The sequence below is a fragment of the Streptomyces sp. NPDC102451 genome (genome assembly GCF_044765485.1).
Taxonomy (GTDB): domain Bacteria; phylum Actinomycetota; class Actinomycetes; order Streptomycetales; family Streptomycetaceae; genus Streptomyces.
Genome location: NZ_JBIWKD010000026.1, coordinates 1 through 22,814, shown reverse-complemented (window position 1 = coordinate 22,814; position 22,814 = coordinate 1). Strand labels below are relative to the sequence as shown.

The window sequence follows — 22,814 nt, the reverse complement described above, 5'->3', positions numbered from 1 at the left end:
CCATGACCGAGCGACACCCCGCCACCGAGCACCTGCTCCGGCAGTTCGAGCACAGCCACCTGCCCGCCCACCTGCAGGCCGTGAGCGCGCCGTGCGGGGAGCTCGCGCGGCAGCTGGTGGATGCGCTGCCGGACGGGCCCGAGCTGTCCGCCGGCCTGCGCCACCTGCTCGAGGCGAAGGACTGCGCGGTGCGCGCCGCCGTCGACGCCCAGCGCGAGGCGTAGGACGTGTCTGTCGACGCAGCGCCGCACCCCAGCCTCGTCCACCGGCTGTACGAGCCGGTGGCCCGGGACGTCGTCCGTCAATACCTCGAATCCCTCCCGCATGCGCCCGAGGTCCCGGAGAGCTTCCGGGGCCCCAACTGGAAGAGAGACCACCATGAGCACCCTGGCCACCGGCGCCTTCTGGAAGGCGACCGCCGAACGCACCGCAAGGACCTTCGCCCAGGCGGAGCTCGCGCTGCTCGGCAGTGACGGCCTCGGTCTGGTCGACGTCGACTGGGGGCAGGCCCTGTCCGTCGGTGGGCTGGCTGCCGTCCTGGCGGTCCTGACCGCCGTGGTGGCGAGCGGTAGCGACACGGACGGCCCGGGTGTCACGGAGGCCGTGGCCAAGGAGTCGCTGACGCTGCCTGCGTACCGAGGGCCGGCAGGAACCTGACCCCTCGAGAGCTCGGCCGGGGGCCGATTGCCCCATGCACAGGAGGTACAGCACGTGGACGCTGCGACGCTCGGCGCCGTCGGAACGATCGTCGTCGGGCTCGCGGCGGCCGCTGCTGCGCTGATCGGACAGCGCAGCAACGCCCGGGCCACACACCAGGGCGCCGTGATGACCGGGTACGGCGGCCTCGTCAACGAGCTCCAGGAGGAGCGCGCCACGCTGCGGCAGGAGCTTACGGCCGCCTACGCCGAACTCGCCGGCGAGCGCGCCGACAAGGCACAGCTGCAGGCGCAGATCGCGCAGCTGCAGGCGGCCATCGCCGACCGTGACCGACAGATCGCCGCCCTGGGAGGGCCGACATCGTGACGACCAGCACCCAGCCCCGGCATCGTACGGCGGGGATCCTGGCCAGGCGATGGCGCTCGCTGGCCGTGACGGCCGTCCTCGCGATCCTCGCGGGGGCGATCGTCCTGGTCTGGCTGCGGATCGAGGCCGAGTCGGACCGCACGCTGCAGGTCGCTGCCGAGGCTGATCGGCGCGGGGCGGCGGTGTCGACCCTGGCGGGCGACGTACGGGTCCTGCGCGCGCAGATCCAGGCGGACGGTAAGACGCCGGCCGCGCCGGATCCCGCGAGGGCGGTCGATGACCTGCCGGATCGGGCCGAGGTGCCGGTCCCGATACCCGGCCCGGCTGGCCCTCGAGGAGCGACCGGCCGGGACGGCGTCGACGGGGAGCCAGGCAAGGACGGGTCTCCTGGCCCCGCCGCCACCGGCGCCCCGGGGCAGGCTGGTCTCGACGGAGCAACAGGACCCGCGGGCCCCGCCGGTCCGGCCGGTCCTGCAGGCCCTGCTGGAAAGGACGGAGCCGACGGCAAGGCGGGCCCCGCCGGTCCGGCCGGTCCTGCAGGACCGACGTGCCCCGACGGGTACGCGCTGCAGGCGCCGCCCGGGGATCCGGACGGGCTGATGTGCCGACGGACCGACGCCCCGCCACCCGCGGTTCCCGACCCGAGCACGCCCGCCTCGTCCCCGGCCGCCCTCGTCCCCGAGCGGCGCCGTCCATGACCACGCCCCTGCCCACCCCCACCGGGTGGGCAGGGGCGGCTTTGTCGCGCGGTGACGCACGAAGGCCCCACCTCCCGCGCGGGAGGTGGGGCCTTCGGAGGTACTCACCGAGCCGACGGCGGTACCGTTCTGGTGTCGAGTCAGAACTGGAGACCAGTATGCATGCTCTGCCCCATGACCACACCGGCGCACGCATCAAGCGGTTGCGCCTCGAGCGCCACCTCACCCAGAGGGCTCTCTGCGACCTAGCGCAGATCCCGTACTCCACCCTCACGAAGACGGAGCAGGGCACCCTCCCCGCGTCGCCGCGGCTTATCGCGGCTGTGGCCCGGGCGCTCCGTGTCGAGGTTGCGACGGTCACCGGCCAGCCGTACACGACGGAGCTCCGGGCGGACGAGCTGGACGTGCTGATCCAGCCGATCCGCGAGGCGCTCGATGTGTATGACCTCGGCGCCGACCCGGACATCACCCCTCGCCCCGGACGGCTCCTCGAGGACGACGCCCAAGGGCTCCTCGTCGCGGTTCGCGCAGGGGAGATCAAGCGGACTGCCAGCCAGCTGCCCGGGCTGATCCTCGAGCAGACGACCGCGGCCCACATTGAGGACACGACGGAGGGGTGGCTGCTCCTCGCGTCGTACTACCGCACGGCGTACGACGTCACGAGCAAACTCGGCTTCCCCGACCTGGCGACGATCGCACTGTCCCGCATGGAGTGGGCGGCAGAGCGCGGCTCCGGTGCAGTGATCGGCGGCATGTACCGGTACATGCGCGCCCTCACCTATCTGCGGGCCGGGCAGTACCGCACCGGGGACCGACTGATCCGGCGAGGGCTCAGCACTCTCGAACAGGCAGACAGCGGCCGGGAGCGAGATGTCCTTGTCGGGCAGCTGCACCTCGGCGCCGCAGTGATGGCCGCTCGAGCGAAGGATCGGGCCGCGGCGGACGAGCACCTCGAGGAAGCGGGCCGGATCGCCCAGCTCACGGGCGACGCATCCGAGGTGCACTGGCTCAGCTTCGGCCCGACGAACGTGGCTGTCCACCGCGTGTCGGTGCTCGCCGAGCTGGACGAGTACGGGCAGGCCGCGCAGATCGGCAAAGCCGTAGCCATGCCGAAGTCCTGGCCGGCCTCGAGGAAGTCCCACCATTTCGCCGAGCTGGCGCGGGCACAGATGTGGAGCGGCCAGCTCGAGGACTCGTTCGCGAATCTGGTGCGGGCGCGGAAAGCGGCACCGCAACAGGCCCGGTACCACCAGACGGTCCGCGAAACGTACGACGGGCTCGAAGCGGCGAAGCGGCAGCTCCCGGATTCGTTCTTGTCGTACGGCTCCTGGCTGGGCGCCTGACACTGGGCGAACCTTTGGCCCCAACTACCATCATCTTGTGGTAGTTGGGGCCTCTCCATGGAGTCACCATGTGGTCACCAGCCAGTGACGACATGGAGCCGACCATGACGACCCCGCCGATTTCACCCCGCCTGCAGGCGACGTATCGGGCGTACATCGTGCACACCCAGAAGTGCCAGAACTGCCGCTCCGGGACGAACTGCGACGACGCGAGCAAGCTGCGGACGGCGTACCGGGCTGCGGAGCGGAAGGCCAGCCGGTGAGCGGCGAACCGTGCGGGGACGCGGTCCTCGCCGACCTGATCTGGCTGCAGCGAACCCGTGCGGCTCGGCTGGCCGAGGCGCGGCGACTGGCCGCACGGCGGACACCGCGAGGAGAGGCGCCACCCACGACGGTGCCGGAGAAGGGGCGGCCGTGAACTGCCCCAGCTGCGGCGCGTGGGCGTACGAGGACAACGCAGGCCGTTGGTTCTGCTCGCAGCAGTGCGGATGGAACAGCGGATACACGAGCGGATACACGATGGGAGATCACCATGGGATGCCCACGATGCGGGGCAGGGACGCAGCAGGGCCCATCGGGCGGCTGGCTGTGCGGAAACTGTGGGTGGCAGAGCGGAGTGGCGCTGCCGCCGGCCGGGGTAGCCTCCGAGCATGACGAGCAGCGAGGCGGCGCCCACACCAGACATCACACGCACTGAATGTTCCCGGTGCGGAACTGAGGTCTATGGCCTCGACGGAAGGTATGCGTGCGGGGGGTGCGGGTGGGTCAACCACTACAGCGACGGACACAGCGAGTTGCAGGGCGCTGAGGCCGACGTCGACTCCCCGAATCCGTTGAGCGCCGGCTGAGCCGCTCTACTACCGCCCCCGGTCACCTGTCCCCCGTCAGGTGGCCGGGGGCTTCGTGTGGTCCCGTGCGAGCTGCCCCTGCTCGCCCTCGAGGAGATACGCCAGCCGGGTGTCCAGCGCCCTGGCGATCCGAAGCAGGTCGGTGAACCGAGGGTTGTTGGCCGCGCGTTCGATGCGCTGGACGGTGTCCCGGGAGACGCCGGCGCGCTCCGCGAGTTCCTCCTGGGTGAGGTTCTGCCGCATGCGCCGCGCCTGTATGTGGACGCCGAGGCGCCAGCGCTCGTCGAGTAGCCAGGTCGAATGATCTTGGTGCGGCACTCGACAAACGCTGCGACCTGCATAAGCTGAAGTCAGCAGCTAGATAGCTGCATTTTTTGATCTTGTTCTGCACGCTGCGGCCCGGCAAGATCGGAGATGAGGGGCAGGTGCTACGGCAAATCCCGGTCCAGGCTGGCAGCCCACCACGCCATCACCTGGTAGAGCGTTCGCATACCCAGCGCCCTGCGGAGCGCCGACAGCTCGCCGGTGACAGTTCGCTCGCTGATCTCCAGACGCCTCGCCGCCTGCCGCTTGGTGTATCCCGCCTCGAGCTCCACCAGGATCTGCCGTTGGCGTCCGGTCGTCACGGTTTCCGTGATCAGTCTGGCGCCGCTCCAGCGGGCCGCCCGATCCCACAGGGCCCCGAATACGGTCTCGGCCCAGGCGACGCAGCCGCGGTCGGTAACGTGCCAGCCCGCGTCGTTGTCGGCCCCGGTGATGATGTGGTTCTCAATGAACAGGTGACGGCTGTCCACGATCATCATGCGCGGGAACCTGCCGGACAGGGTGCGCACCTCGGCGCCGGCAGAGATGATCTGCCCAACGTAGGCAGCAGTCTGACTGTGGCCGACGGCGGCACTGGTGTACAGGCTCCGCACCTCGGCCCCTGCGCCGAGTGTCTCGATTGTGCGCTGTGCGCCCAGGGCGACGACGCGAGGATCCCGGTCGGCCGGCGCTCCCGGTTGCGCGGTGAGCACGGACGTGGACGCGGCGGCCGACACATCCCCGATGCGGCCGTTCATCGAGTCCCGAGTCGGCAGGAATTCAGAGGCCGGCCCTCCGTACATCCGGTGCGGGTCGTAGTCGACCGCCAGTGCGGCGAGGGTGGGGATTTCGTGCATGCGTGCCACCAGCTCGCGGAACTCTGCGAGGGCGTCCCCCATGAGGCTCTGAGCGGCGGCGCGAGGATCGTGCGCGACCCACGACCCGTCGTGGGGGCGGTGCTCCACCAGGCCCAGCGCTGCGAGCCGGTCAGTAGCGAGCGAGGGCTCGGGGTGCTCGCCAGCGGCGATGGACTGGTAGGCGGCGACCTCGGTCGACCGCAAAGTTTTACTCAACATCCCTACAACCCCCACGTTTTGATAGTGCCACTTCACGCAGGTGCCGATTCTGGCACGGCACGTCCCTTGGTTCACTTGTCAATCACATGTAACGATGACCTCACTGCAAGTGACTCGGACATTTGTTCGGGGCATATCCGCATGGAGGGTAACCGTGAGAATCCGCATCCTGGCTGCCAGTGCTGCACTGGCAGCCGCGCTTGCCGTCCCTGCCGTTCCGGCAATCGCTGCCGAGGGCGACGCCGCTCCGGTGCCCACCGTCACCGAGGAGCTGGGGCAAGGTGCCGCCGACGCAAGCAGCGCGTCCCCCGCCCCAGCTGCTCGCCCCAACGACCTGGGTTGGGGATAGCGCGCAGACCCTGCCCGTGGGCGGGGTCCACCGGTCACCGAGGCGGCCGAGCAAGGCCTGGCAGACGTTGAAGCGCGCCGGGCCGTAGTACAGAACCGAACGGGGAAAGGCAGCACAATGATCACGGTGGCACTCGAGGTCCTCATCGTCGCGGGAATCGTCGCGGTTCTCCTGCATGTCCGGGGAGTGCGGCGCCAGATCGAGTCGATGCGGGCGGAGATCGCGGCCGCCCGCATCGCGGGCGTTCTCGACAGGGATAGCCCGGTACCGTGACTACTGCTCCCAGTCCCCCTGTGAGGGGCCGCACCGCCCGGTGCGGCCCCTCACGTTTTCTCACACACGTCTCACAGACTGCGCGAGAATAGAGGGAGTGACGGCCCTCCACCTGGCCTCAGGGCCTCGACCCTGGACTGTATGGACACCATGGACGGCCGTCATACAACTACGGATCAGAAGGTTGCAGGTTCGAATCCTGCCGAGTGCACAGCAGGCGAGAGGCCCTCAGGAGAAATCCTGGGGGCCTCTCGCGTTGTCGCACGACAGCGAAGTCCAGCAACGGGTTCGAAGTGGCCCGGCCCCGCCCCATGGATACGGTGTCCGCTCATGCTGCGTCGGCTGTGATGCCGGGGCGGTGCGTACGGCCGGAGGGGGCTATATGTGGTTCAAGGCAGGGGCAGTGGGCCTGACAGCTGTAGTGCTGGCGGCGATGGCGGGGTGTGGGACGCGGGCAGCCCGAGGCTCGGGTGACACTGAGGGACCAGCATCGACGAGTACCGCACCGGTGGCGGAGAACGGAAGCATCCCTTCCGCGGAGCTCCAGGGCCGATGGTGGACATGGGCTGCCTCTGAGCCCGAGGCGACCAGCCCCGTCGCTGACACAAACGGGCGCATGTGCGGACGCAATCAACCGCCCGACGTGTGGTTTCTGGCCGGCACCCACGGCGGTCGGGCTGTGCGAGCGTGCGAAATTCCCAACGGTCGTCCGATCGCGGTGCCTGTCATCAATCTCGTTGGAGACGACCAGAGCTGTGCGGCCTTCATGGGGAGTGCGCAAGGCACCGTGGCACTCGACGGTAAGCCGGTCGAACCGGAGACCTACGAAGGTGACTCGATCATGGTTGAAGGCGTCCAAGACAACCAGGTCACCGGGGAGGAAGGGCGCTTCACAGCTACAGGTTGCGGTCTCTGGGTGCAGCTTCCGTCCCCGGCTCCCGGCGCACACTCACTGAAGATCCATGGACAGTCAGGCGACTTCTCGGTCGACGTGGACTACGTGTTGACCGTCGGTGCCTCATCGGCCTAGACGAGCCGCCAACGTGCTGGATGAGGAGAGTCTTCGGGAGATCGACCTACTGCGGCGAGTACGCAATAACGTTGTGCGCGGAAGGGATGAACCATCCCCCGGCTATCTGCCGAGGCGACCGAGAGGATTCGGGTAATCACAGTAAGGGTGCGGCACATACCGTCCTGGTGTGCGCTTTCTGGACGCCCGCTGTGAGCGCGGCGGAGTATGGCCTCTCAGAAGCGTTGGACTTCTTCGCCATCCGGGACCTTGTAGCAACCGGACGCCAGGTCCAGGCTCAGCATCGGCGGGTCACCCTTCGCCATGTTGGTGACGTTGACGCTGACCTTTTTCTTGGCGTTGTCGGCGGTCAGGGTGATACTTCTGTTCTTGCTGTTATTTGGCCCGTATTCGACGATCTCCCACCCGTGCTTGGGCAGTTCTGACTTGAGTCGCTCCATCGCCTTGTCGAGGTCGCTCGCCGAAGCGGGGGTGAAGGCCCACGGATGGAAGATCCGGAAGTATGTCTTTGTGTCCTTGCCTGAGCAGTCCATCACTCCCGGAAGGTTCTTTGATGCCTTTCCCTTCACGCCCAGCAGATCGTAGATCTCACTGGAAACCTTTTGCATCGTGTCGGCGGCATCGAGCGAAGCGCTCGTGCCGGCGAACGGGACGCCATCGCTCTTTTCTTCAGTCATTCCACATCCTGCTAGGACAGTGAGTGTAAGTGGTACGGCGAGCACGGAGGTGCGCATTCTGGTCTTCACGTCTGAGCTACCCTTACTTAGAACGCAACACTTCTTCACTCGTCAATGGGTTGGGCGGCGGCTTCAAGTCCACTTCATCACCCCTCCCAGCAATCACCAGACTGGCCGACCGGCCAAGGTCCGGGACCATGTCCCCCTCGGCTTCCTCGTTCCACACATGCCCTTGGGGAAATCCATCTCCTGTTTGCGTGAAGCGGTGGTTGGCGGCCGCCGTCTCCGTCTACTCGGTGTCCTTGGGGTGGCGGGGGGATGCGTATACGAGGATCACGGTGGAGTGATCCGGGTCCACCAGGTAGCGGACCCGTCCTCCGGCTGTGACCTCGTATTCCCACTGTTCGAGCGTGGTGCCCCTCCAGTCCTTCGTGGCGTGTCGGCCGCGCAACTGGTGCTGCCGGTTCCAGTTTGCTCGGGTCAGAGGGTCAGTCCGCAGTGCTTCCAGGCAGCGGTGGGCGTTCGGGAGGGCGACTCGGCAGAGCTCTTCCCAGCCGACAGCCGCTTCCGTGCCGTAGAGGACGTTCCAGCCGCTCAGAGGGGGCGTGCTGACCCGGTCGCCCTTCTTCGGGCTCACGTGTGGGCCTCGACCGGGCCGAGGTCGGCACCGGCCAGCGGGCGCAGGGCGTCGCGGAGTTGGTCGGGGTCGGCGTTGATACGAGCGGTGGCCCGCCAGGAGACGATCGCACGGTGGGCCGTCTCGTTGGCGCCGAGTTCAGCGGCGTCCGACAGGGCCCCGACGAGTTCCACCGTGAACTCGCGGATGTCTCCCTCGTCCAGGTGTCGGACCCAGGGGAACACCTCGGGAAGGGCGAGCAGGAGAGACCGGGCACCCTCGTCCTGCTTCATCAGTGCCAGGAAGAGCCGGGACGCAGTCGAAAGGTTCTCCTCCGCGTGCTCCGCGTAGTCGGCCGTCGACAGCACCATGTCGGGTGCGTCTCGGTGTGTGACCCGCAGCCTTCCCAGCGAAGCGGCCTTCGCGGCCACGCCCTTGGGGTTCCGTGAGAGGTCGGTGAAGGTGACGGACTCCGCGTCGGACTCCAGGTGCGTAGTACTCATGCTCAGACTGTACTCAGATTGCGATCTGATTGCTAGGGAGTCCCTTCGTCATGCGTCACCCCCGCTGGGCAGGGGTCGGGCGTGACCGTGGCCGGGTGCAGGGTGTCTTGTGGACGGTGACCGCGCCGCCCGCCCCCGACGCGCCATGGATCACCACCCGCTCCTCGTCTCCGGCGGCGATCGGCCTGCCGCAGCAATCGCACATCAGCGGCACGTCTGTTCCTTCGGGCAGGGCAGGCAGCTGCGGGGAAACCAGCGGACCGCCGAGCCGTGCGCATCGATCAGTTGCGGGCCGAGGTCCCGGACCGCCCCGGTGCGCAGGGTCGCGCCGCAGAAGACGCAGTGCACGCCCCGCTGCTGCTGTGCGGACAGCTCCACGATCGGCGGCAGCGTGACGAGCCGCCTGTCGGGCGGGGAGTCCGGGGTGGAAGGATGGCGCATGGTCGGTCTCCTGGTGATCTCAGGGTTCTGACTGGCCCCGGCCATGTGGAGGTGCGAACTCCGGGCCGGGGCCGTTCTGTTGCTACGGGACCGTTGGTCGGCCTCGCGAGAACGAAGTTAAACCCCGGGCTTGAATCGCGTCAAGCCCGGGGTTTACAGTCGTGTGGGCCGCGCCGCTGGAGGGAGCGCGGGAATGACGAATGACCCTGAGCAGACCCAGGAGGTGAAGCGCCTCGTGGAAGCCATCGCGGCATTCAGGGACATCGAGGACGACGAGGCTTGCGCCGTGGCTGTGTCGCGGGCGTTGGAGGGCTGGCCCAGCTATCAGACGAAACTCCGACAGCTGCGGCAGCAGCGCGTCAACGCCCTGAAGGAACAAGGCAGGACATGGAAGGAAATCGGGCAGCTCCTGGGCGGCATCTCCGCCGCTCGTGCCCAGCAGATCGGCAAGGGTCAGAGCGGAGCGCAGCGCCGCAGGGCCGACCGGGAAGCGCAAGGGCCTCCCGCCGAATGAGAACGGCCGGGCGGTGTGGAGACCGCCGCCCGGCCGTAGTGACCGGCGGGTCATCACTCCGCCGATCCGAGATTCACCCTGACGAGAAGGACTCGCGTTCGATCGCTTGGCCCGTACGCGCGTGGTGACCGCACCCACGCCCTGAGCCGTCCGGAACGGCCCCTGCTTCTGTGATCCCTGCGGCCTTGCCGGTCGCCCCTCACCCCACGGACTGTGATGCGCCACCCCACCGGCGCGGCTTCGTGCTGCGCTTCTTCGTCATGCCCGGATCCGGAATGGATCCCCGTCCCCCGCCCCTTGCAAGAGCTCGACGCGACGGCCTCCCGCCGTGCCCAGCCGGGCGCGTGGCTGCGGGCCGTGGTGTGGCTCGTCGAGGCGGGCCTGCACCCGCGTGCCGGGGCGACGACGCTGGCCGTCGCGCGTGATCTGGCCGGGCGGATGGACTACCGGCTCGGCTTCGTGCTGTACGACCTGGAGGGCACCGCTGCCCGCTGCGGGGTGTCGGCGGCGACGGTGAAGCGACACGTCCGGGTGTTGCGGGAGTTGGGCGCGCTGGTGTGGCAGCGGCACGGGAGCAAGCGGAACCTGCACCTGCCCGGTCGCCGGTACGCGGGCATGGCGACGATCTACGCCGCGACGATCCCGGCCGCGTACGACTCGGCGATGGGCCACCGTCTGGAGGGTGCCGGGTACGGGGCGCGGGTGTGCGGGGTGACGGATGCGGGCCGGGACCGTGCGGTGGAAGCCGCACAAGCGAGGCCTCGGGCTGTGAATAACTCGGCTGCGGGAAAGCGCAGTTCAGGCGGGTGTGCGCCCCATTCTTCCGGGCCCCACCACGACGTACGCACAGCTGATGTGAGTGGGAGGTTGAACTACACCTCGCGCAGGCGCGCGACAGCCGATCGCGGGCGGCGGCGGTCTCCGCTCCAGGTCGCACGTGACATCGCCGTCGCCCGGCAGGTGCGACCGCTCGTCGGCTGGACCCAGCACGAGGGGCTGCGCCGCCTCGCGTACGCGCTGCGCCCGCTCATCGACCGGGGCCTCGACGCCCGCGACATCGCGGCCGAGCTCTGCGGCTCGGCCGTCGGGTGGCGGCCGGTCCGGCCGGCCGCCTGGATCACCGCGGTGCTGGCGCGGGACCGGGAGGTGCCCGCGAGGCATGGGGGCACGGAGCCGCCGGAGGCGTTCCGGCGTGCTGTCAGCGATGCGCGGGAGTCGTCCGCCGAGTCCGCCGGCGGCGTGGTGCCGGTGGATGGCGTTGACGGGCTGACGCGTGCGGAGGTGGTCCAGTTACGTTCGGCCGCAACGACGGACTCCGGGCTGGTGCTGGCCGCTCTGGAGAACCTCGGTGAGAGGGGCGCCCGCCGTCTGTACACGAACCGCCTGGTGGACGAGGTGCTGTTGTACGAGTTCACCGGGGTGCGCCGTGGGGTACCACCCATTGCGGCGGGCACTCCTGACTGACTTGCTGTGGAAGACGCAACAGCCTGCCATGATCGGGCTGTGACCGAGTCTTCGACAGCCACCAGATTGAACAGAGCCCTCGACTGGGCAGGGCTGCCTCTGTCCTTCCTCATTCTTGTGGTCGGCATCAGGGACTACCGTGCGGGAGGCTCCGTGGGCTGGCCGATCGGTGCAGTGGTGCTTGTTCTTCTCAGTCTCTGGGTGGTCTACCGGGGGATGCGTCGGCAGGGCGGCAAGACCACCGAGTCGCCGTAGGGGCGCAGTCGCGGTGCGAGCTCGCACCGTCCTGCGACCCGTCAACCTCTCCGGACCGGGACCGAGTTGCAGGTCCCGGGCCCGGAGAGGGCCGGACGGGTCAGGCCGACTCCGTGACGGGTGAGGTGGCCGGAGCGTGGTCCTGGATGATCGGGCGGCGCCTGGTCGGGCGGCCGAGGGTCGGGTTGGCCACGCCCCAGGCCGCGCCCTTGCAGACCAGTTCCTTGTAGAGCGCGGCGAGACGGCCCGTCAGGGCTGCCCGGACCGCGCGGTCGTCGGCGGTGACGTACTGGATCAGCCCCTCCTTGCGGCCCAGGGAGATGCACTGGTTGAAGTAGCGGATCGGCATGGTCGGGGGCTTCCCGCCGGTCAGCGCGGCCGCGACCGAGTCGGCGGCCTGCCATGCGGTGGGGATGCCCGAGGCGCACGACATCCGCAGCGGTTTGTCGCCGGGGCCCTGCACCAGGGCCGCGTCGCCGATGGCGTACACGTCCGGGTGCGAGACCGAGCGCATGGCGCCGTCGACCACGATCTGGCCGGTGTCGGAGACCTCCAGCGCGGTGGCCTTCGCGATCGGGTGGACCGCGAAGCCGGCGGTCCACACCGTGACCGTGGCCGGGAGGGACGTGCCGTCGGCGGTGGTGACGTGGTCGGTCTCCACCTCGGTGACGGCGCAGTGCTCGTGCACGGTGATGCCGAGATTCGCGAAGACCTTCCGCAGGTGCTGCCGGCCCCTGGGCGAGAGCGTGTCGCCGAGTCCGCCGCGCACGGCGAGTGCGACGTCGAGGTCCGGGCGGGCCTCGGCGATCTCGGTCGCGGCCTCCAGGCCGGTGAGGCCGCCGCCGATGACGACCACGGGCCGTCCGGCGCCCAGGCCGGCCAGGCGCTCGCGCAGCCGGAGCGCTCCGGGGCGGCCGGCGATCTCGTACGCGTGTTCGGCGGTGCCGGGGACGCCCTGGCTGTTCCAGCCGCTGCCCAGGGCGTACACGAGGCTGTCGTACTCCAGTTCCTCGGCGCCGTTCGTGCCGGTGACGGCGACGGTCCTGCGGTCGACGTCGACACCGGTGACCTTCGCGAGCCTCAGCTCGACGCCGGTGCCCGCGAACATTTCGCTGAAGGGCCGGGGCCTGAGGTCCTGGCCGGTCGCCAGCTGGTGCATCCGGACACGCTCGACGAAGTCGGGCTCGGCGGTGACGAGGGTGATGGTGACGTCCTCGCGGCGCAGTCGCCTGGCGAGGCGGCCGGCGGCGGAGGCTCCGGTGTATCCGGCTCCAAGGACGATGATGCGGTGCTTCATTTCCCTGCTCCTGTCTCGCGCGGTTTCACCCCTTGAACCGGGCAGCCCGGCGATTCCTGACAGGAAGGTGGTGTGAAGCAGGTCACATCGCGAGCGAGGGGTGTCAGAAGGCGTTGAACAGGGGTTCGCCGTGGTCGGAGGCCGCCCATCGCGCGGTCGCGCGTTCGAGCTTGTCGGGGTTGACCTGGCTGAGGATCGTGGCGATGCCCTCGCCGGTGACCTGCAGGCACGTGATGCCGATGATCCGGCCGTCGACGACCGCCACCACGGCGGGGGCGTTGTTGGCGGTCGTGGCGTACACCTCGGCCGTGCCGCCGACGATGGCGCGCTTGGCCTTGCCGGGCTTGAACAGGCCCCGCATGAACGTGGCGACCGCGACGGCGCCCTCGAACGCCTTGGCGCGGGCCGGCACCTTCCCTCCGCCGTCGCCGATGGAGATCGCGTCGTCGGTGAGCAGTCGCACCAGGGGTTCGGTCCGGCCGCTGGTGGCCGCCGCCAGGAACTCCTCGACGATCCGCCGGGCGGCGGCCTCGTCGATGTCGGCGCGGGCCTTGCCGTCCGCGACGCGCTTCTTGGCGCGGTGGAAGATCTGCTGGCAGGCGGCCTCGGTGAGGTCGAGGATCTCCGCGATCCTCCGGTGCGGGTAGTCGAAGGCCTCCCGCAGCACGTACACCACCCGCTCGTTGGGGGAGAGGCGCTCCATGAGGCGGAGGACGGCGTACGAGACGGATTCGCGCTGCTCGGCGGTGTCGGCGGGGCCGAGCATCGGGTCCCCGGCGAGGAGCGGCTCGGGCAGCCACTGGCCCACATAGGTCTCGCGCCGGACGCGGGCCGAGGTGAGCTGGTTGAGGCACAGGTTGGTCAGGGCCTTCGTCAGCCAGGCCTCGGGGACCTCGATGCGCTCGATGTCGGCGGCCTGCCAGCGCAGGAAGGTGTCCTGCACGGCGTCCTCGGCGTCGCTCGCGGAGCCGAGGAGGCGGTAGGCGATGGCCTGCAGGCGGGGCATGAAGGCCTCGAACCGGTCCATGTCGTTCACCGTCAGCGCCATGGACCGGATCCTAGCCCGCGTGCCCGCCGTGCGGCAGGGACGTCGGCCGCCGTGTCAGCGTGCGTACGAGCCGAGGCCGATCAGGCAGTACACGTACTCGTTGATGGCCGCCCCGTTGAGGGTGTAGCTGTACGAGAAGGCGTACTGGGTCGCGGAGTTGGCGTCGCACCTGCTCATGTCCGAGGTGAAGGGGAAGGTCTCGATCACCTGGTAGTGGGCGTCGGAGGCCGAGCAGGAGACCTCGTCCACGCCGCTGACCTCCTGGGCGGTCGTGGAGTCCGGGAGCGTCCCGTTGAGGCAGGTGCCGTTCTCGTACGGGTCGGGGGCGGCCTCGTCGTCCGTGTCGTACGGGTCCTCCGTGGCGGGATCCTCCGTGTACGGGTCCTCGGTCTCCTCCGCCTCGCTGTCCTCGGTCTCCACGGCGGTGGGTTCCTCGGTGTACGGGTCCTCCGTCTCCGTCTCCTGCGCGTACGGGTCCTCGGTGTACGGCTCGTAGGACGAGGAGCCGGCCGAAGGGCGGGAGGACGAGCTGTCGTCGTTGAGACCCGTTGCCAGAACGACCGCGAGCGCGATCACGGCGGCGATCCCGAGCAGCCCCAGCCACGCGCCGTTCGGCGCGCGCCCGGTGACCCGGATGCGCAGGATCACCTCCTGGCCGTCGACCCGCGCCCGGACGAGGTCGTCGTCCTGGACCGGTGGGAGGCGGATGCGGGTGGAGCCGCTCGGCAGAGGGACGGTGACGATGGTGCCGTCGGCGGCCTGCTTCGGCGTGAGCGAGAGTGGGATCTCCGGTAAGGACACGGGGTCAGTGTGGACCGCCGGAGGTCTAATTGGAGGCTTTCTCTAGAAAGTTACTCTAGATTTGCGCGTTCGAGAGGGGTGGCATGAGCGGCTGGCGGTGCACCGGGCTGGGCTGGCCCCACGGCGAGCCCGTCCTCGGGTGGGCACGGGGCGACGGGTCCGGGCGGGGACGGGTGAGCGTCCTGGCGTACGGGAAGGAGCTCGGGTTCCGGGCCGAGGGGGAGCGGCACTGTGTGGGGGCGCGCGGCAACCCGTGTCCGGTCGGGGCCGTGGTGCCCGTACGGAGCACGGGGGCGCGGTGCGCCGAGTGCGCGCGGCTGGACCGGGCGCACTCGGTGGCCGCCGACACGATCGCCGACGACCCGCGTACGTACCGCGTCTACCTGGCCTGGTTCGGGCCGGGCATGGTCAAGGTCGGGATCACCGGGGAGGCCCGGGACGCCGCGCGGCTGCGGGAGCAGGGGGCCGTGGTGTTCAGCTGGCTGGGACGCGGGCCGCTGATGGCCGCGCGGCGCACGGAGGAGCTGCTGCGCTCTGCGCTCGGGGTGCCCGACCGCATCCCGTACGCACGCAAGCGGGCGGTGCGGGGTGAGCTGCCGGGGGCGGCGGAACGGGCCGCCGAGATCGAGGGGCTGTACCGGCGGGCCGCCGCCCTGGAGGGTGCCGGGTGGCCGGAGGCGCTGGAGCGGCTGCCGTTCGAGGCGGTCGACCACGCCCGGGTGTTCGGCCTCGACGGCGCCGGGGCGGCGACGCGGGCCGGTACGGAGGCGCGCGCGGCCGGGCAGGAGAGGGCGGCCGCGCGGGTGGTGACCGGGCTGGTGGACGGCGGGGTGGTGGCCGGGCGGCTGGTGGCGGCCGCCGGGCCCGACCTGCACCTGGAGACCGAGGGCGAGGGGATCGTCGTGCTGGACACGCGGCTCGTCACCGGCTGGGACCTGGTGGCCGCCGACGCGCGGGCCGGGATCAGCGTGCCGGCCGTGGCCCTGGGGGCCGGTGGTGTGCAGGACGGGCTGTTCTGAGATCGTCGCCGGGGGATCGCCGCCGGGGGCGCTTCCGATGACATACGAGGCAGGTGGGGCGGATGAGCATCGAAGACCGTGACCGTGAGGACGTCGTGCGGTTCTGGCAGGGGCTCGGGCTGCCCGGGATCATCGACGTACACACGCACTTCATGCCGGAGCGGGTGCTCAGCAAGGTGTGGGCCTACTTCGACTCGGTGGGGCCCCTGACCGGGCTGGAGTGGCCGATCACCTACCGGCGGGACGAGGACGAGCGCCTCGCTCTGTTGCGCTCGTTCGGCGTGCTCCGGTTCACCTCGATGATCTACCCGCACAAGGCCGGCATGGCCGCCTGGCTGAACGGCTGGGCGGCGGACTTCGCCGCGCGGGTGCCGGACTGTCTGCACACCGCGACGTTCTTCCCCGAGGAGAGCGCGGAGAGCTATGTGCGGGAGGCGGTCGAGGCGGGGGCGCGCGTCTTCAAGTCGCACCTCCAGGTGGGGGGCTACGACCCGAACGACCCGCTGCTGGACCCCGTGTGGGGGCTGCTGGCGGAGGCCGGGATCCCGGTGGTCTCGCACTGCGGGTCCGGGCCGGCGCCCGGCGCGTACACCGGCCCCGGGCCGATCGGCCGGCTGCTGGCCCGGCACCCCCGGCTGAAGCTGGTGGTGGCGCACATGGGGATGCCGGAGTACGCGGAGTTCCTGGCGCTCGCGGCGGCGTACCCCGGCGTGCGCCTGGACACGACCATGGCGTTCACTGACTTCGCGGAGGGCTTCACGCCCTTTCCCGCGGGCGAGCTGAAGCGTCTCGCCGATCTGGGCGACCGGATACTGCTCGGCACGGACTTCCCGAACATCCCGTACCCGTACGTCCATCAGCTGCACGCGCTGGAGCGTCTGGGGCTGGGGGACGCATGGCTGCGGGCGGTCTGCCACGGGAACGCGAGCGAGCTGTTCCGATAGCCCGGCGCACCGTTTCTCAGGAAATTCACAGGTGGGCGAAAGCTCTCTCTCACGGCCGTCTCACAGGCTTGAGCCATGACCACGACCTCGCCCCAGGGGCGTACAGAACTGCTCAGGCCCGACCGTAATCCCGTCCGCGTGCTGGTCGTGGACGACGAGGCTCCGCTTGCCGAGCTGCTCTCCATGGCCCTGCGTTACGAGGGGTGGGAGGTGCGCAGCGCCGGGGACGGTGCGGGTGCCGTCCGTACGGCGCGCGACTTCCGCCCCGACGCGGTGATCCTCGATGTGATGCTCCCCGACATGGACGGGCTGGCCGTGCTCGGCAGGCTCCGGCGGGAGCTCAACGACGTTCCCGTGCTGTTCCTGACCGCGCGGGACTCGGTGGAGGACCGGATCGCCGGGCTCACGGCGGGCGGCGACGACTACGTCACCAAGCCGTTCAGCCTGGAGGAGGTCGTGGCACGGCTGCGCGGGCTGATCCGCCGCTCCGGCACGGCCTCGGTCCGCAGCGAGTCGACGCTCGTCGTGGGCGACCTGGTGCTGGACGAGGACAGCCACGAGGTGAGCCGGGGCGACGACTCGATCCACCTCACGGCGACCGAGTTCGAGCTGCTGCGCTTCCTGATGCGCAATCCGCGCCGGGTGCTCAGCAAGGCACAGATACTGGACCGGGTCTGGAACTACGACTTCGGCGGACAGGCCAACGTCGTCGAGCTGTACATCTCCTACCTGCGCAAGAAGATCGACGCGGGGCGCACCCCGATGATCCACACCCGGCGTGGGGCGGGATACCTCATCAAGCCGGGTGAGTAGCCCCATGAGCGGGAGGAGGGGCGGCGCGAAGCGGCCCTGGACGCTGCGGACCCGGCTCGTCGTGTACGCGGTGACGCTCATCGCGGTCGTCTGCGCCGTGATCGGCTCGGTCACCGCGATCGCCTTCCAGAGCTACATGGACGGGAAGCTCGACGACCAGCTGCGCGACATCGCCAGGGTGGCCCAGCAGCCTCCGCCGGGGAGCGGCAAGGCCGCCCGGGGCGGCCCGGAGGGCGACGAGGAACCGCTGGCCTTCATAGGCAGGGGCGCGTTCAACACCTTCGGGGCCGTGGTCTCCGGCGGTTCCGTCACCGAATCGAAGGTGGTCAAGGGACCGGACGCCCGGGAGAGCACCGAGGAACTGACCGACGCGCAGGAGGCCGCCCTCGAAGGCGCCGACGTGGCGCCGGACGGCGAGCCCCATGACGTCGAGCTCCCGGGCCTCGGCCGCTACCGCGTGCAGCTCGTCCCGTCCGGCGGAGGCACGTCCGGCGGAGGCACGTCCGGCGGTACGTCCGTCGACGGCTCGTCCGGCGGTGGCACGTCCGTCGACGGCTCGTCCGTCCTGGTCGGCATCCCGACGGCCGAGGTGGACAAGGCCGTGACGACCCTGATCCTCGTCGAGGTCTGTGTCACCGGGGCCGGGCTGATCGCCGCCGGGATCGCCGGTGCCGCCATGGTCGGTGTCGCCCTGCGCCCGCTGCGCCGGGTGGCCGCGACCGCGACCCGGGTGTCCGAACTCCCGCTGCACAGCGGCGAGGTCGCCCTGCTCGAACGGGTCCCGGGCGCCGAGGCCGATCCTCGTACCGAGGTCGGTCAGGTCGGTGCCGCCCTCAACAGGATGCTGGGCCACGTCGGTTCGGCCCTGGAGGCGCGGCAGAAGAGCGAGATGCGGGTACGCCAGTTCGTCGCGGACGCCAGCCATGAGCTGCGCACGCCGCTCGCCTCGATCCGCGGGTACGCCGAACTGACCCGGCGCGGACGGGAGAACACCGGGCCCGACACCCGGCACGCCCTGGGGCGGATCGAGTCCGAGGCGGAACGGATGACGGGCATGGTCGAGGACCTGCTGCTCCTGGCGCGTCTCGACGCCGGACGGCCGCTCTCGTACGAGAGCACCGATCTCTCGCCGCTCGTCATCGACGCGGTGAGCGACGCCCGGGTCGCGGACCGCACCCCCGGTGGATCGTCCGGGGCGACCCACCACTGGCGGCTGGAGCTGCCCGAGGTGCCCGCGACGGTGCTCGCCGACCCCACCAGGATCCAGCAGGTGCTGGTCAACCTGCTGGCGAACGCCCGTACGCACACCCCACCGGGTACCACCGTCACGGTCCGTCTGCGCCAGGCGCGCAGGGAGCTGCCCTGGGTGACCCTGGAGGTCGAGGACAACGGTCCGGGCATCCCCGCGGAGCTCCAGCCACGCGTCTTCGAACGCTTCGCGCGCGGCGACGCCTCACGCTCCCGGCACGCCGGATCGACGGGACTCGGCCTCGCCATCGTGCAGGCCGTCGTCGCCGCGCACGGCGGAGTGGCAGAGGTGCGCTCGGTGCCGGGCAACACGGTGTTCGCGGTCCATCTGCCGGCCGACGCGGTGTACGCCGGAGGGGCGGAGAACCACGGCGGCACCCGGGGCGAACGGCTCGGTGACATGCCCGTGAACTGGGCGGATACACCTGACGACACCTCTGCCGCGCACTCACAGGCGCACCACAGGCTCACCACAAGGATGTGACAGCGCGGTTGGTGAGTGTGGGTCTCATGCGAACCGAGACTGCTTGGAGCACCCTGCCGGCCCGGGAACACCTCCTGGCCGCAGCGGTCGGCGCTCCCGCCCCCGTGCCCGTACTCGACGTGGTGATCCCCGTGTACAACGAGGAGAAGGACCTCGAAACGTGTGTGCTGCGCCTGCACGACCACCTGGCGCGGACGTTCCCCTACGGCTTCCGGATCACCGTGGCGGACAACGCGAGCACCGACCGTACGCCCCAGGTGGCGGCGCGGCTCGCGGACCTCATCCCCGAGGTGCGGTCGTACCGGCTGGAGGAGAAGGGCCGGGGCCGGGCGCTGCGGACGGTCTGGTCCCACTCGGACTCGCCGGTGCTCGCCTACATGGACGTCGACCTCTCGACCGACCTGAACGCCCTGCTCCCCCTGGTCGCCCCGCTGATCTCCGGTCACTCCGACCTGGCCATCGGCTCGCGGCTGGCCCGCAGTTCGCGGGTGGTGCGGGGATCCAAGCGGGAGTTCATCTCGCGGGCCTACAACCTCATCCTGCGCTCCTCGCTGGCCGCCAGGTTCAGCGACGCCCAGTGCGGCTTCAAGGCCATACGGCGCGAGGTCGCGCAGCGGCTGCTGCCGATGGTCGAGGACACCGGATGGTTCTTCGACACCGAGATGCTGGTCCTCGCCGAGCGCGCCGGGCTACGCATCCACGAGGTGCCGGTCGACTGGGTCGACGACCCGGACTCCACGGTGCACATCGTGCGGACGGCGACCGACGACCTCAAGGGCGTCTGGCGGGTGGGCCGGGCCCTGGCCACCGGCGCCCTGCCGCTGGACCGCCTGGCGCGGCCCTTCGGGGACGACCCGCGCGACCGGGCCGTGCCCGGGGTGCCGCGCGGACTCGCCCGGCAGCTGGCCGGCTTCTGCGTGGTGGGCGCGCTCTCCACCCTGGTCTACCTCGCCCTGTACTCCCTCTTCCGGCTGGGCGTCGGCCCGCAGTTCGCCAATGCGGCGGCCCTCCTGGTCTCCGCCGTCGCCAACACGGCGGCGAACCGGAGGCTCACCTTCGGCGTACGCGGCCGGGGCGGCGCCGTGCGTCACCAGGCGCAGGGACTCGTCGTCTTCGCGATCGGGCTCGCGCTCACCAGCGGTTCGCTCGCCGCCCTGGACACGGCTTCCGGATCGGCGTCGCACGGCACGGAACTCGCCGTGCTGATCGCGGCCAACCTCGCGGCGACGGTGCTGCGGTTCCTGCTCTTCCGCGCCTGGGTCTTCCCCGACCGGCGCACCGACCTCCAGGACGCCCGCAGCGACCGGCGCACCGACCTCCAGGACGCCAGTAGCGACCGGCGCACCGATCTCCAGGACGCCCGCAAGGGTGCCGCACACGAACTGAGGAACGTCCGATGACCGCCGCCACCACCCACTCCGGCCGCTTCCAGGCCCCGCCCGACACCCCAGGGGCGCCCGCGCACGCCGCGGGCAGGCGCGAGCCGCTTGCACGGCGCATCCCCCGGGGCAGGCCCGAGGACCCGCGCTGGGTGCGGCCCGCCTTCTTCGGGCTGCTGCTGGTGATCGCGCTCGCGTACCTGTGGAATCTGAGCGCGTCCGGTTACGCCAACTCCTTCTACTCCGCGGCCGTGCAGGCCGGCAGCCAGAGCTGGAAGGCCTTCTTCTTCGGCTCGCTGGACTCCGCGAACGCGATCACCGTCGACAAGCCACCGGCCACGCTCTGGCCGATGGCCCTGTCGGTGCGGATCTTCGGCCTGAGCTCCTGGGCGATCCTCATGCCGCAGGTGCTGATGGCCGTCGCCACGGCGGGTGTCCTCTACGGGGCCGTACGCCGCCGCTTCAGCGCCGCAGCCGGACTGATCACCATGGCGGTCCTCGCGCTGACCCCGGTCGCGGCGCTGATGTTCCGCTTCAACAACCCGGACGCGCTGCTCGCGCTCCTGATGACCGTCACCGTCTACTGCGTGCTGCGTGCGATGGAGGGCGGCCGGACGAAGTGGCTGATCTGGGCGGGTGTCGCGGTGGGGCTCGCGTTCCTGTCGAAGACCCTGCAGGCGTTCCTGATCCTGCCGCCGCTGGCCGTGCTGTACGCGGTGTTCGCGCCGGTCTCCGTGCGGAAGCGGTTCGGCCAGCTCGGCCTGGCCGCGCTGGCGATGGTGGTCTCCGGCGGCTGGTGGGTGGCGATCGTCGAGCTGTGGCCCGCCTCCTCACGCCCGTACATCGGTGGCTCGCAGAACAACTCCTTCCTGGAACTCACCTTCGGCTACAACGGACTCGGCCGGATCAACGGCGAGGAGACCGGCAGCGTCGGAGGCGGCGGTGGCGGCGGCCAGGGCGGTGGCTGGGGCGAGACCGGCATCGGCCGGATGTTCAATTCCGAGATCGGCGGCCAGATCTCGTGGCTGCTGCCCGCCGCACTGATCCTGCTGGCCGCGGGCGTCTGGCTGACCTGGCGGGCGAAGCGGACCGACACGGCCCGTGCGGCGTTCCTCGCCTGGGGCGGTTCGCTGCTGATGACGGCCCTCGTCTTCAGCTTCATGGCCGGCATCTTCCACCAGTACTACACGGTGGCCCTGGCGCCCTACATCGCGGCGCTGGTCGGCATGGGCGCCACGGTCCTCTGGGAGGAACGGGGCAAGTGGTGGGCGGGCGCCGCGCTCGGCGTGACCGTCGCGGCGACGGCCGTCTGGTCGTACGTCCTGCTGGGGCGCACCCCGGACTACCTCCCGTGGCTGCGCTGGGCCGTCCTGATCGGCGGGCTCCTGGCAGCGGTGGGGCTGCTGCTCGCCGCACGCCTCGGCCGGGCGCTCGCGCTGGGCGTGGCGGGGCTGGGCCTCGCGGCATCGCTGGCCGGGCCGACGGCGTACACGATCAGCACGCTGAACACCGGACACCAGGGCTCGATCGTCACGGCGGGCCCGTCGGGTTCGAGCATGGGCGGTCCCGGTGGCGGCCGGGGCGGCGGCCCTGGCGGCGGTGAGGGCGGCGGCATGCAGCCCCCCGGCCAGGGCACCCAGCAGCGCGGCCAGGCACCGGGCACGGCGCAGGGCGGTCAGGCTCCCGGCAACGCGCAGGGCGGCGGCTTCCCCGGCGGTGGCACCCCGGGCCAGGGTCAGGGCCAGGGCAAGCAGGGCCAGGCTCCCGGCGGTCAGCAAGGCGGTCAGCAAGGCAACATGCCCGGCGGCGGCACCGGCGAGGGCGGCATGGGCGGAGGTGGTGGCGGCGGCATGGGCGGTCTGCTCAACGGCTCCTCCGTCGACTCCGAGGCCAAGACACTCCTGAAGCAGAACGCCGACGCCTACACCTGGGCCGCCGCGGCCATCGGTTCGCAGAACGCCGCGAGCTACCAGCTCGCCACCGGTGACCCGGTCATGGCCATCGGCGGATTCAACGGCAGCGACCCGTCCCCGACGCTCGCCCAGTTCAAGAAGTACGTGGAGGACGGCAAGATCCACTACCTGATCTCCAGCGGCTCGGGCGGCGGCATGGGAGGCGGCGAAGGCACCTCCTCCCAGATCACCACGTGGGTGGAGAAGAACTTCAAGGAGGTCACCGTGGGAAGCGCGACCTTCTACGACCTCACGCAGCCGACGAGCTGACACCGGCGGCAGAGCGAGCGGGAACAGGGCGGTGGGGGGGGGGGGGGGGGGGGGGGGGGGGGCCCCCCCGCCCGGGGGGGGGGGGGGGGGCGCGCGGGGGGGGGGGGAGGGTAGAGGAGGTTGAGAAGCGAGGACGCACACAACAA

25 protein-coding genes are annotated in these 22,814 nt (G+C 70.5%); 16 read left to right on the top strand and 9 right to left on the bottom strand.

The features are described from left to right. Window positions 1–2: 2 nt before the first annotated feature. The 6 genes from ACIRD8_RS34955 to ACIRD8_RS34930 all read left to right on the top strand — a co-directional run bounded on the left by ACIRD8_RS34955 (window position 3) and on the right by ACIRD8_RS34930 (window position 3,327). Complete coding sequence (locus ACIRD8_RS34955; protein WP_404000906.1) at window positions 3–224, top strand: hypothetical protein; 222 nt, start codon at window positions 3–5, stop codon at window positions 222–224. Between the two features lie 154 nt (window positions 225–378). Further along, window positions 379–657: a holin gene (locus ACIRD8_RS34950; protein ID WP_404000903.1), complete on the top strand. Its 279-nt coding sequence runs from the start codon at window positions 379–381 to the stop codon at window positions 655–657. Window positions 658–711: 54 nt separating this feature from the next. Then, window positions 712–1,023, top strand: a complete 312-nt coding sequence (locus ACIRD8_RS34945; RefSeq protein WP_404000901.1) for a hypothetical protein — start codon at window positions 712–714, stop codon at window positions 1,021–1,023. Then, window positions 1,020–1,721 carry a collagen-like protein gene (locus tag ACIRD8_RS34940; RefSeq protein ID WP_404000898.1) on the top strand — a complete coding sequence of 234 codons (702 nt, stop codon included), beginning with the start codon at window positions 1,020–1,022 and terminating at the stop codon, window positions 1,719–1,721. Before ACIRD8_RS34945 ends, ACIRD8_RS34940 begins: the two co-directional genes overlap by 4 nt. Window positions 1,722–1,879: 158 nt before the next feature. Next, window positions 1,880–3,064: a helix-turn-helix domain-containing protein gene (locus ACIRD8_RS34935; RefSeq protein WP_404000895.1), complete on the top strand. Its 1,185-nt coding sequence runs from the start codon at window positions 1,880–1,882 to the stop codon at window positions 3,062–3,064. 104 nt (window positions 3,065–3,168) lie between these two features. Continuing rightward, window positions 3,169–3,327, top strand: coding sequence for a hypothetical protein (locus ACIRD8_RS34930; protein ID WP_404000892.1), 159 nt, complete (start codon window positions 3,169–3,171; stop codon window positions 3,325–3,327). 621 nt (window positions 3,328–3,948) lie between these two features. Here the strand turns inward: ACIRD8_RS34930 and ACIRD8_RS34925 are convergent. Both ACIRD8_RS34925 and ACIRD8_RS34920 read right to left on the bottom strand, forming a co-directional pair. After that, window positions 3,949–4,230 (bottom strand): helix-turn-helix domain-containing protein, encoded by a 282-nt coding sequence (locus ACIRD8_RS34925; RefSeq protein ID WP_404000889.1) that lies wholly within the window; start codon window positions 4,228–4,230, stop codon window positions 3,949–3,951. Between the two features lie 110 nt (window positions 4,231–4,340). Further along, window positions 4,341–5,276, bottom strand: coding sequence for a LuxR C-terminal-related transcriptional regulator (locus ACIRD8_RS34920; RefSeq protein WP_404000886.1), 936 nt, complete (start codon window positions 5,274–5,276; stop codon window positions 4,341–4,343). 490 nt (window positions 5,277–5,766) lie between these two features. Between ACIRD8_RS34920 and ACIRD8_RS34915 the strand changes: the two genes are divergently transcribed. Further along, complete coding sequence (locus tag ACIRD8_RS34915) at window positions 5,767–5,913, top strand: hypothetical protein (RefSeq protein ID WP_404000882.1); 147 nt, start codon at window positions 5,767–5,769, stop codon at window positions 5,911–5,913. A 616-nt stretch (window positions 5,914–6,529) separates the two neighbouring features. Next, window positions 6,530–6,943, top strand: coding sequence for a signal protein (locus tag ACIRD8_RS34910; protein WP_404000879.1), 414 nt, complete (start codon window positions 6,530–6,532; stop codon window positions 6,941–6,943). Window positions 6,944–7,158: 215 nt separating this feature from the next. Here ACIRD8_RS34910 and ACIRD8_RS34905 read toward each other — a convergent pair whose 3' ends face one another. From ACIRD8_RS34905 to ACIRD8_RS34890, 4 genes are all read right to left on the bottom strand, one after another. Then, window positions 7,159–7,620: a hypothetical protein gene (locus ACIRD8_RS34905; protein WP_404000877.1), complete on the bottom strand. Its 462-nt coding sequence runs from the start codon at window positions 7,618–7,620 to the stop codon at window positions 7,159–7,161. Window positions 7,621–7,909: 289 nt separating this feature from the next. Further along, a complete protein-coding gene (locus ACIRD8_RS34900; RefSeq protein WP_404000874.1) occupies window positions 7,910–8,257 on the bottom strand; it encodes a hypothetical protein in 348 nt (115 codons plus the stop codon). Next, window positions 8,254–8,739 carry a prevent-host-death family protein gene (locus tag ACIRD8_RS34895; RefSeq protein ID WP_404000871.1) on the bottom strand — a complete coding sequence of 162 codons (486 nt, stop codon included), beginning with the start codon at window positions 8,737–8,739 and terminating at the stop codon, window positions 8,254–8,256. The genes ACIRD8_RS34900 and ACIRD8_RS34895 overlap by 4 nt, the downstream gene beginning before the upstream one ends. Before the next feature lie 204 nt (window positions 8,740–8,943). Continuing rightward, window positions 8,944–9,180 carry a hypothetical protein gene (locus ACIRD8_RS34890; RefSeq protein ID WP_404000868.1) on the bottom strand — a complete coding sequence of 79 codons (237 nt, stop codon included), beginning with the start codon at window positions 9,178–9,180 and terminating at the stop codon, window positions 8,944–8,946. Between the two features lie 193 nt (window positions 9,181–9,373). Here ACIRD8_RS34890 and ACIRD8_RS34885 point away from each other — a divergent pair, with 193 nt between their 5' ends. Beyond that, window positions 9,374–9,694, top strand: a complete 321-nt coding sequence (locus ACIRD8_RS34885) for a hypothetical protein (RefSeq protein WP_404000865.1) — start codon at window positions 9,374–9,376, stop codon at window positions 9,692–9,694. A 297-nt stretch (window positions 9,695–9,991) separates the two neighbouring features. Next, window positions 9,992–11,158: a cell wall protein gene (locus tag ACIRD8_RS34880; protein ID WP_404000862.1), complete on the top strand. Its 1,167-nt coding sequence runs from the start codon at window positions 9,992–9,994 to the stop codon at window positions 11,156–11,158. A gap of 355 nt (window positions 11,159–11,513) precedes the next feature. Here ACIRD8_RS34880 and ACIRD8_RS34875 read toward each other — a convergent pair whose 3' ends face one another. From ACIRD8_RS34875 to ACIRD8_RS34865, 3 genes are all read right to left on the bottom strand, one after another. After that, window positions 11,514–12,710 (bottom strand): NAD(P)/FAD-dependent oxidoreductase, encoded by a 1,197-nt coding sequence (locus ACIRD8_RS34875; RefSeq protein ID WP_404000859.1) that lies wholly within the window; start codon window positions 12,708–12,710, stop codon window positions 11,514–11,516. Window positions 12,711–12,813: 103 nt separating this feature from the next. Next, a complete protein-coding gene (gene sigJ, locus ACIRD8_RS34870) occupies window positions 12,814–13,758 on the bottom strand; it encodes an RNA polymerase sigma factor SigJ (protein ID WP_404000856.1) in 945 nt (314 codons plus the stop codon). A gap of 54 nt (window positions 13,759–13,812) precedes the next feature. After that, entirely contained in the window at window positions 13,813–14,559 is a 747-nt protein-coding gene (locus ACIRD8_RS34865) for a hypothetical protein (RefSeq protein ID WP_404000853.1), read from the bottom strand. 83 nt (window positions 14,560–14,642) lie between these two features. Here ACIRD8_RS34865 and ACIRD8_RS34860 point away from each other — a divergent pair, with 83 nt between their 5' ends. From ACIRD8_RS34860 to ACIRD8_RS34835, 6 genes are all read left to right on the top strand, one after another. Beyond that, window positions 14,643–15,578, top strand: a complete 936-nt coding sequence (locus ACIRD8_RS34860; RefSeq protein ID WP_404000850.1) for a DUF2797 domain-containing protein — start codon at window positions 14,643–14,645, stop codon at window positions 15,576–15,578. A gap of 62 nt (window positions 15,579–15,640) precedes the next feature. Beyond that, window positions 15,641–16,522, top strand: coding sequence for an amidohydrolase family protein (locus tag ACIRD8_RS34855; RefSeq protein ID WP_404000847.1), 882 nt, complete (start codon window positions 15,641–15,643; stop codon window positions 16,520–16,522). 75 nt (window positions 16,523–16,597) lie between these two features. Beyond that, window positions 16,598–17,335 (top strand): response regulator transcription factor, encoded by a 738-nt coding sequence (locus ACIRD8_RS34850; protein WP_404000845.1) that lies wholly within the window; start codon window positions 16,598–16,600, stop codon window positions 17,333–17,335. A gap of 4 nt (window positions 17,336–17,339) precedes the next feature. Next, complete coding sequence (locus tag ACIRD8_RS34845; RefSeq protein ID WP_404000842.1) at window positions 17,340–19,067, top strand: ATP-binding protein; 1,728 nt, start codon at window positions 17,340–17,342, stop codon at window positions 19,065–19,067. A gap of 26 nt (window positions 19,068–19,093) precedes the next feature. Beyond that, window positions 19,094–20,467: a glycosyltransferase gene (locus tag ACIRD8_RS34840; protein ID WP_404000839.1), complete on the top strand. Its 1,374-nt coding sequence runs from the start codon at window positions 19,094–19,096 to the stop codon at window positions 20,465–20,467. Next, window positions 20,464–22,668, top strand: coding sequence for an ArnT family glycosyltransferase (locus tag ACIRD8_RS34835; protein WP_404000836.1), 2,205 nt, complete (start codon window positions 20,464–20,466; stop codon window positions 22,666–22,668). Before ACIRD8_RS34840 ends, ACIRD8_RS34835 begins: the two co-directional genes overlap by 4 nt. The last annotated feature ends 146 nt before the right edge of the window (window positions 22,669–22,814 follow it).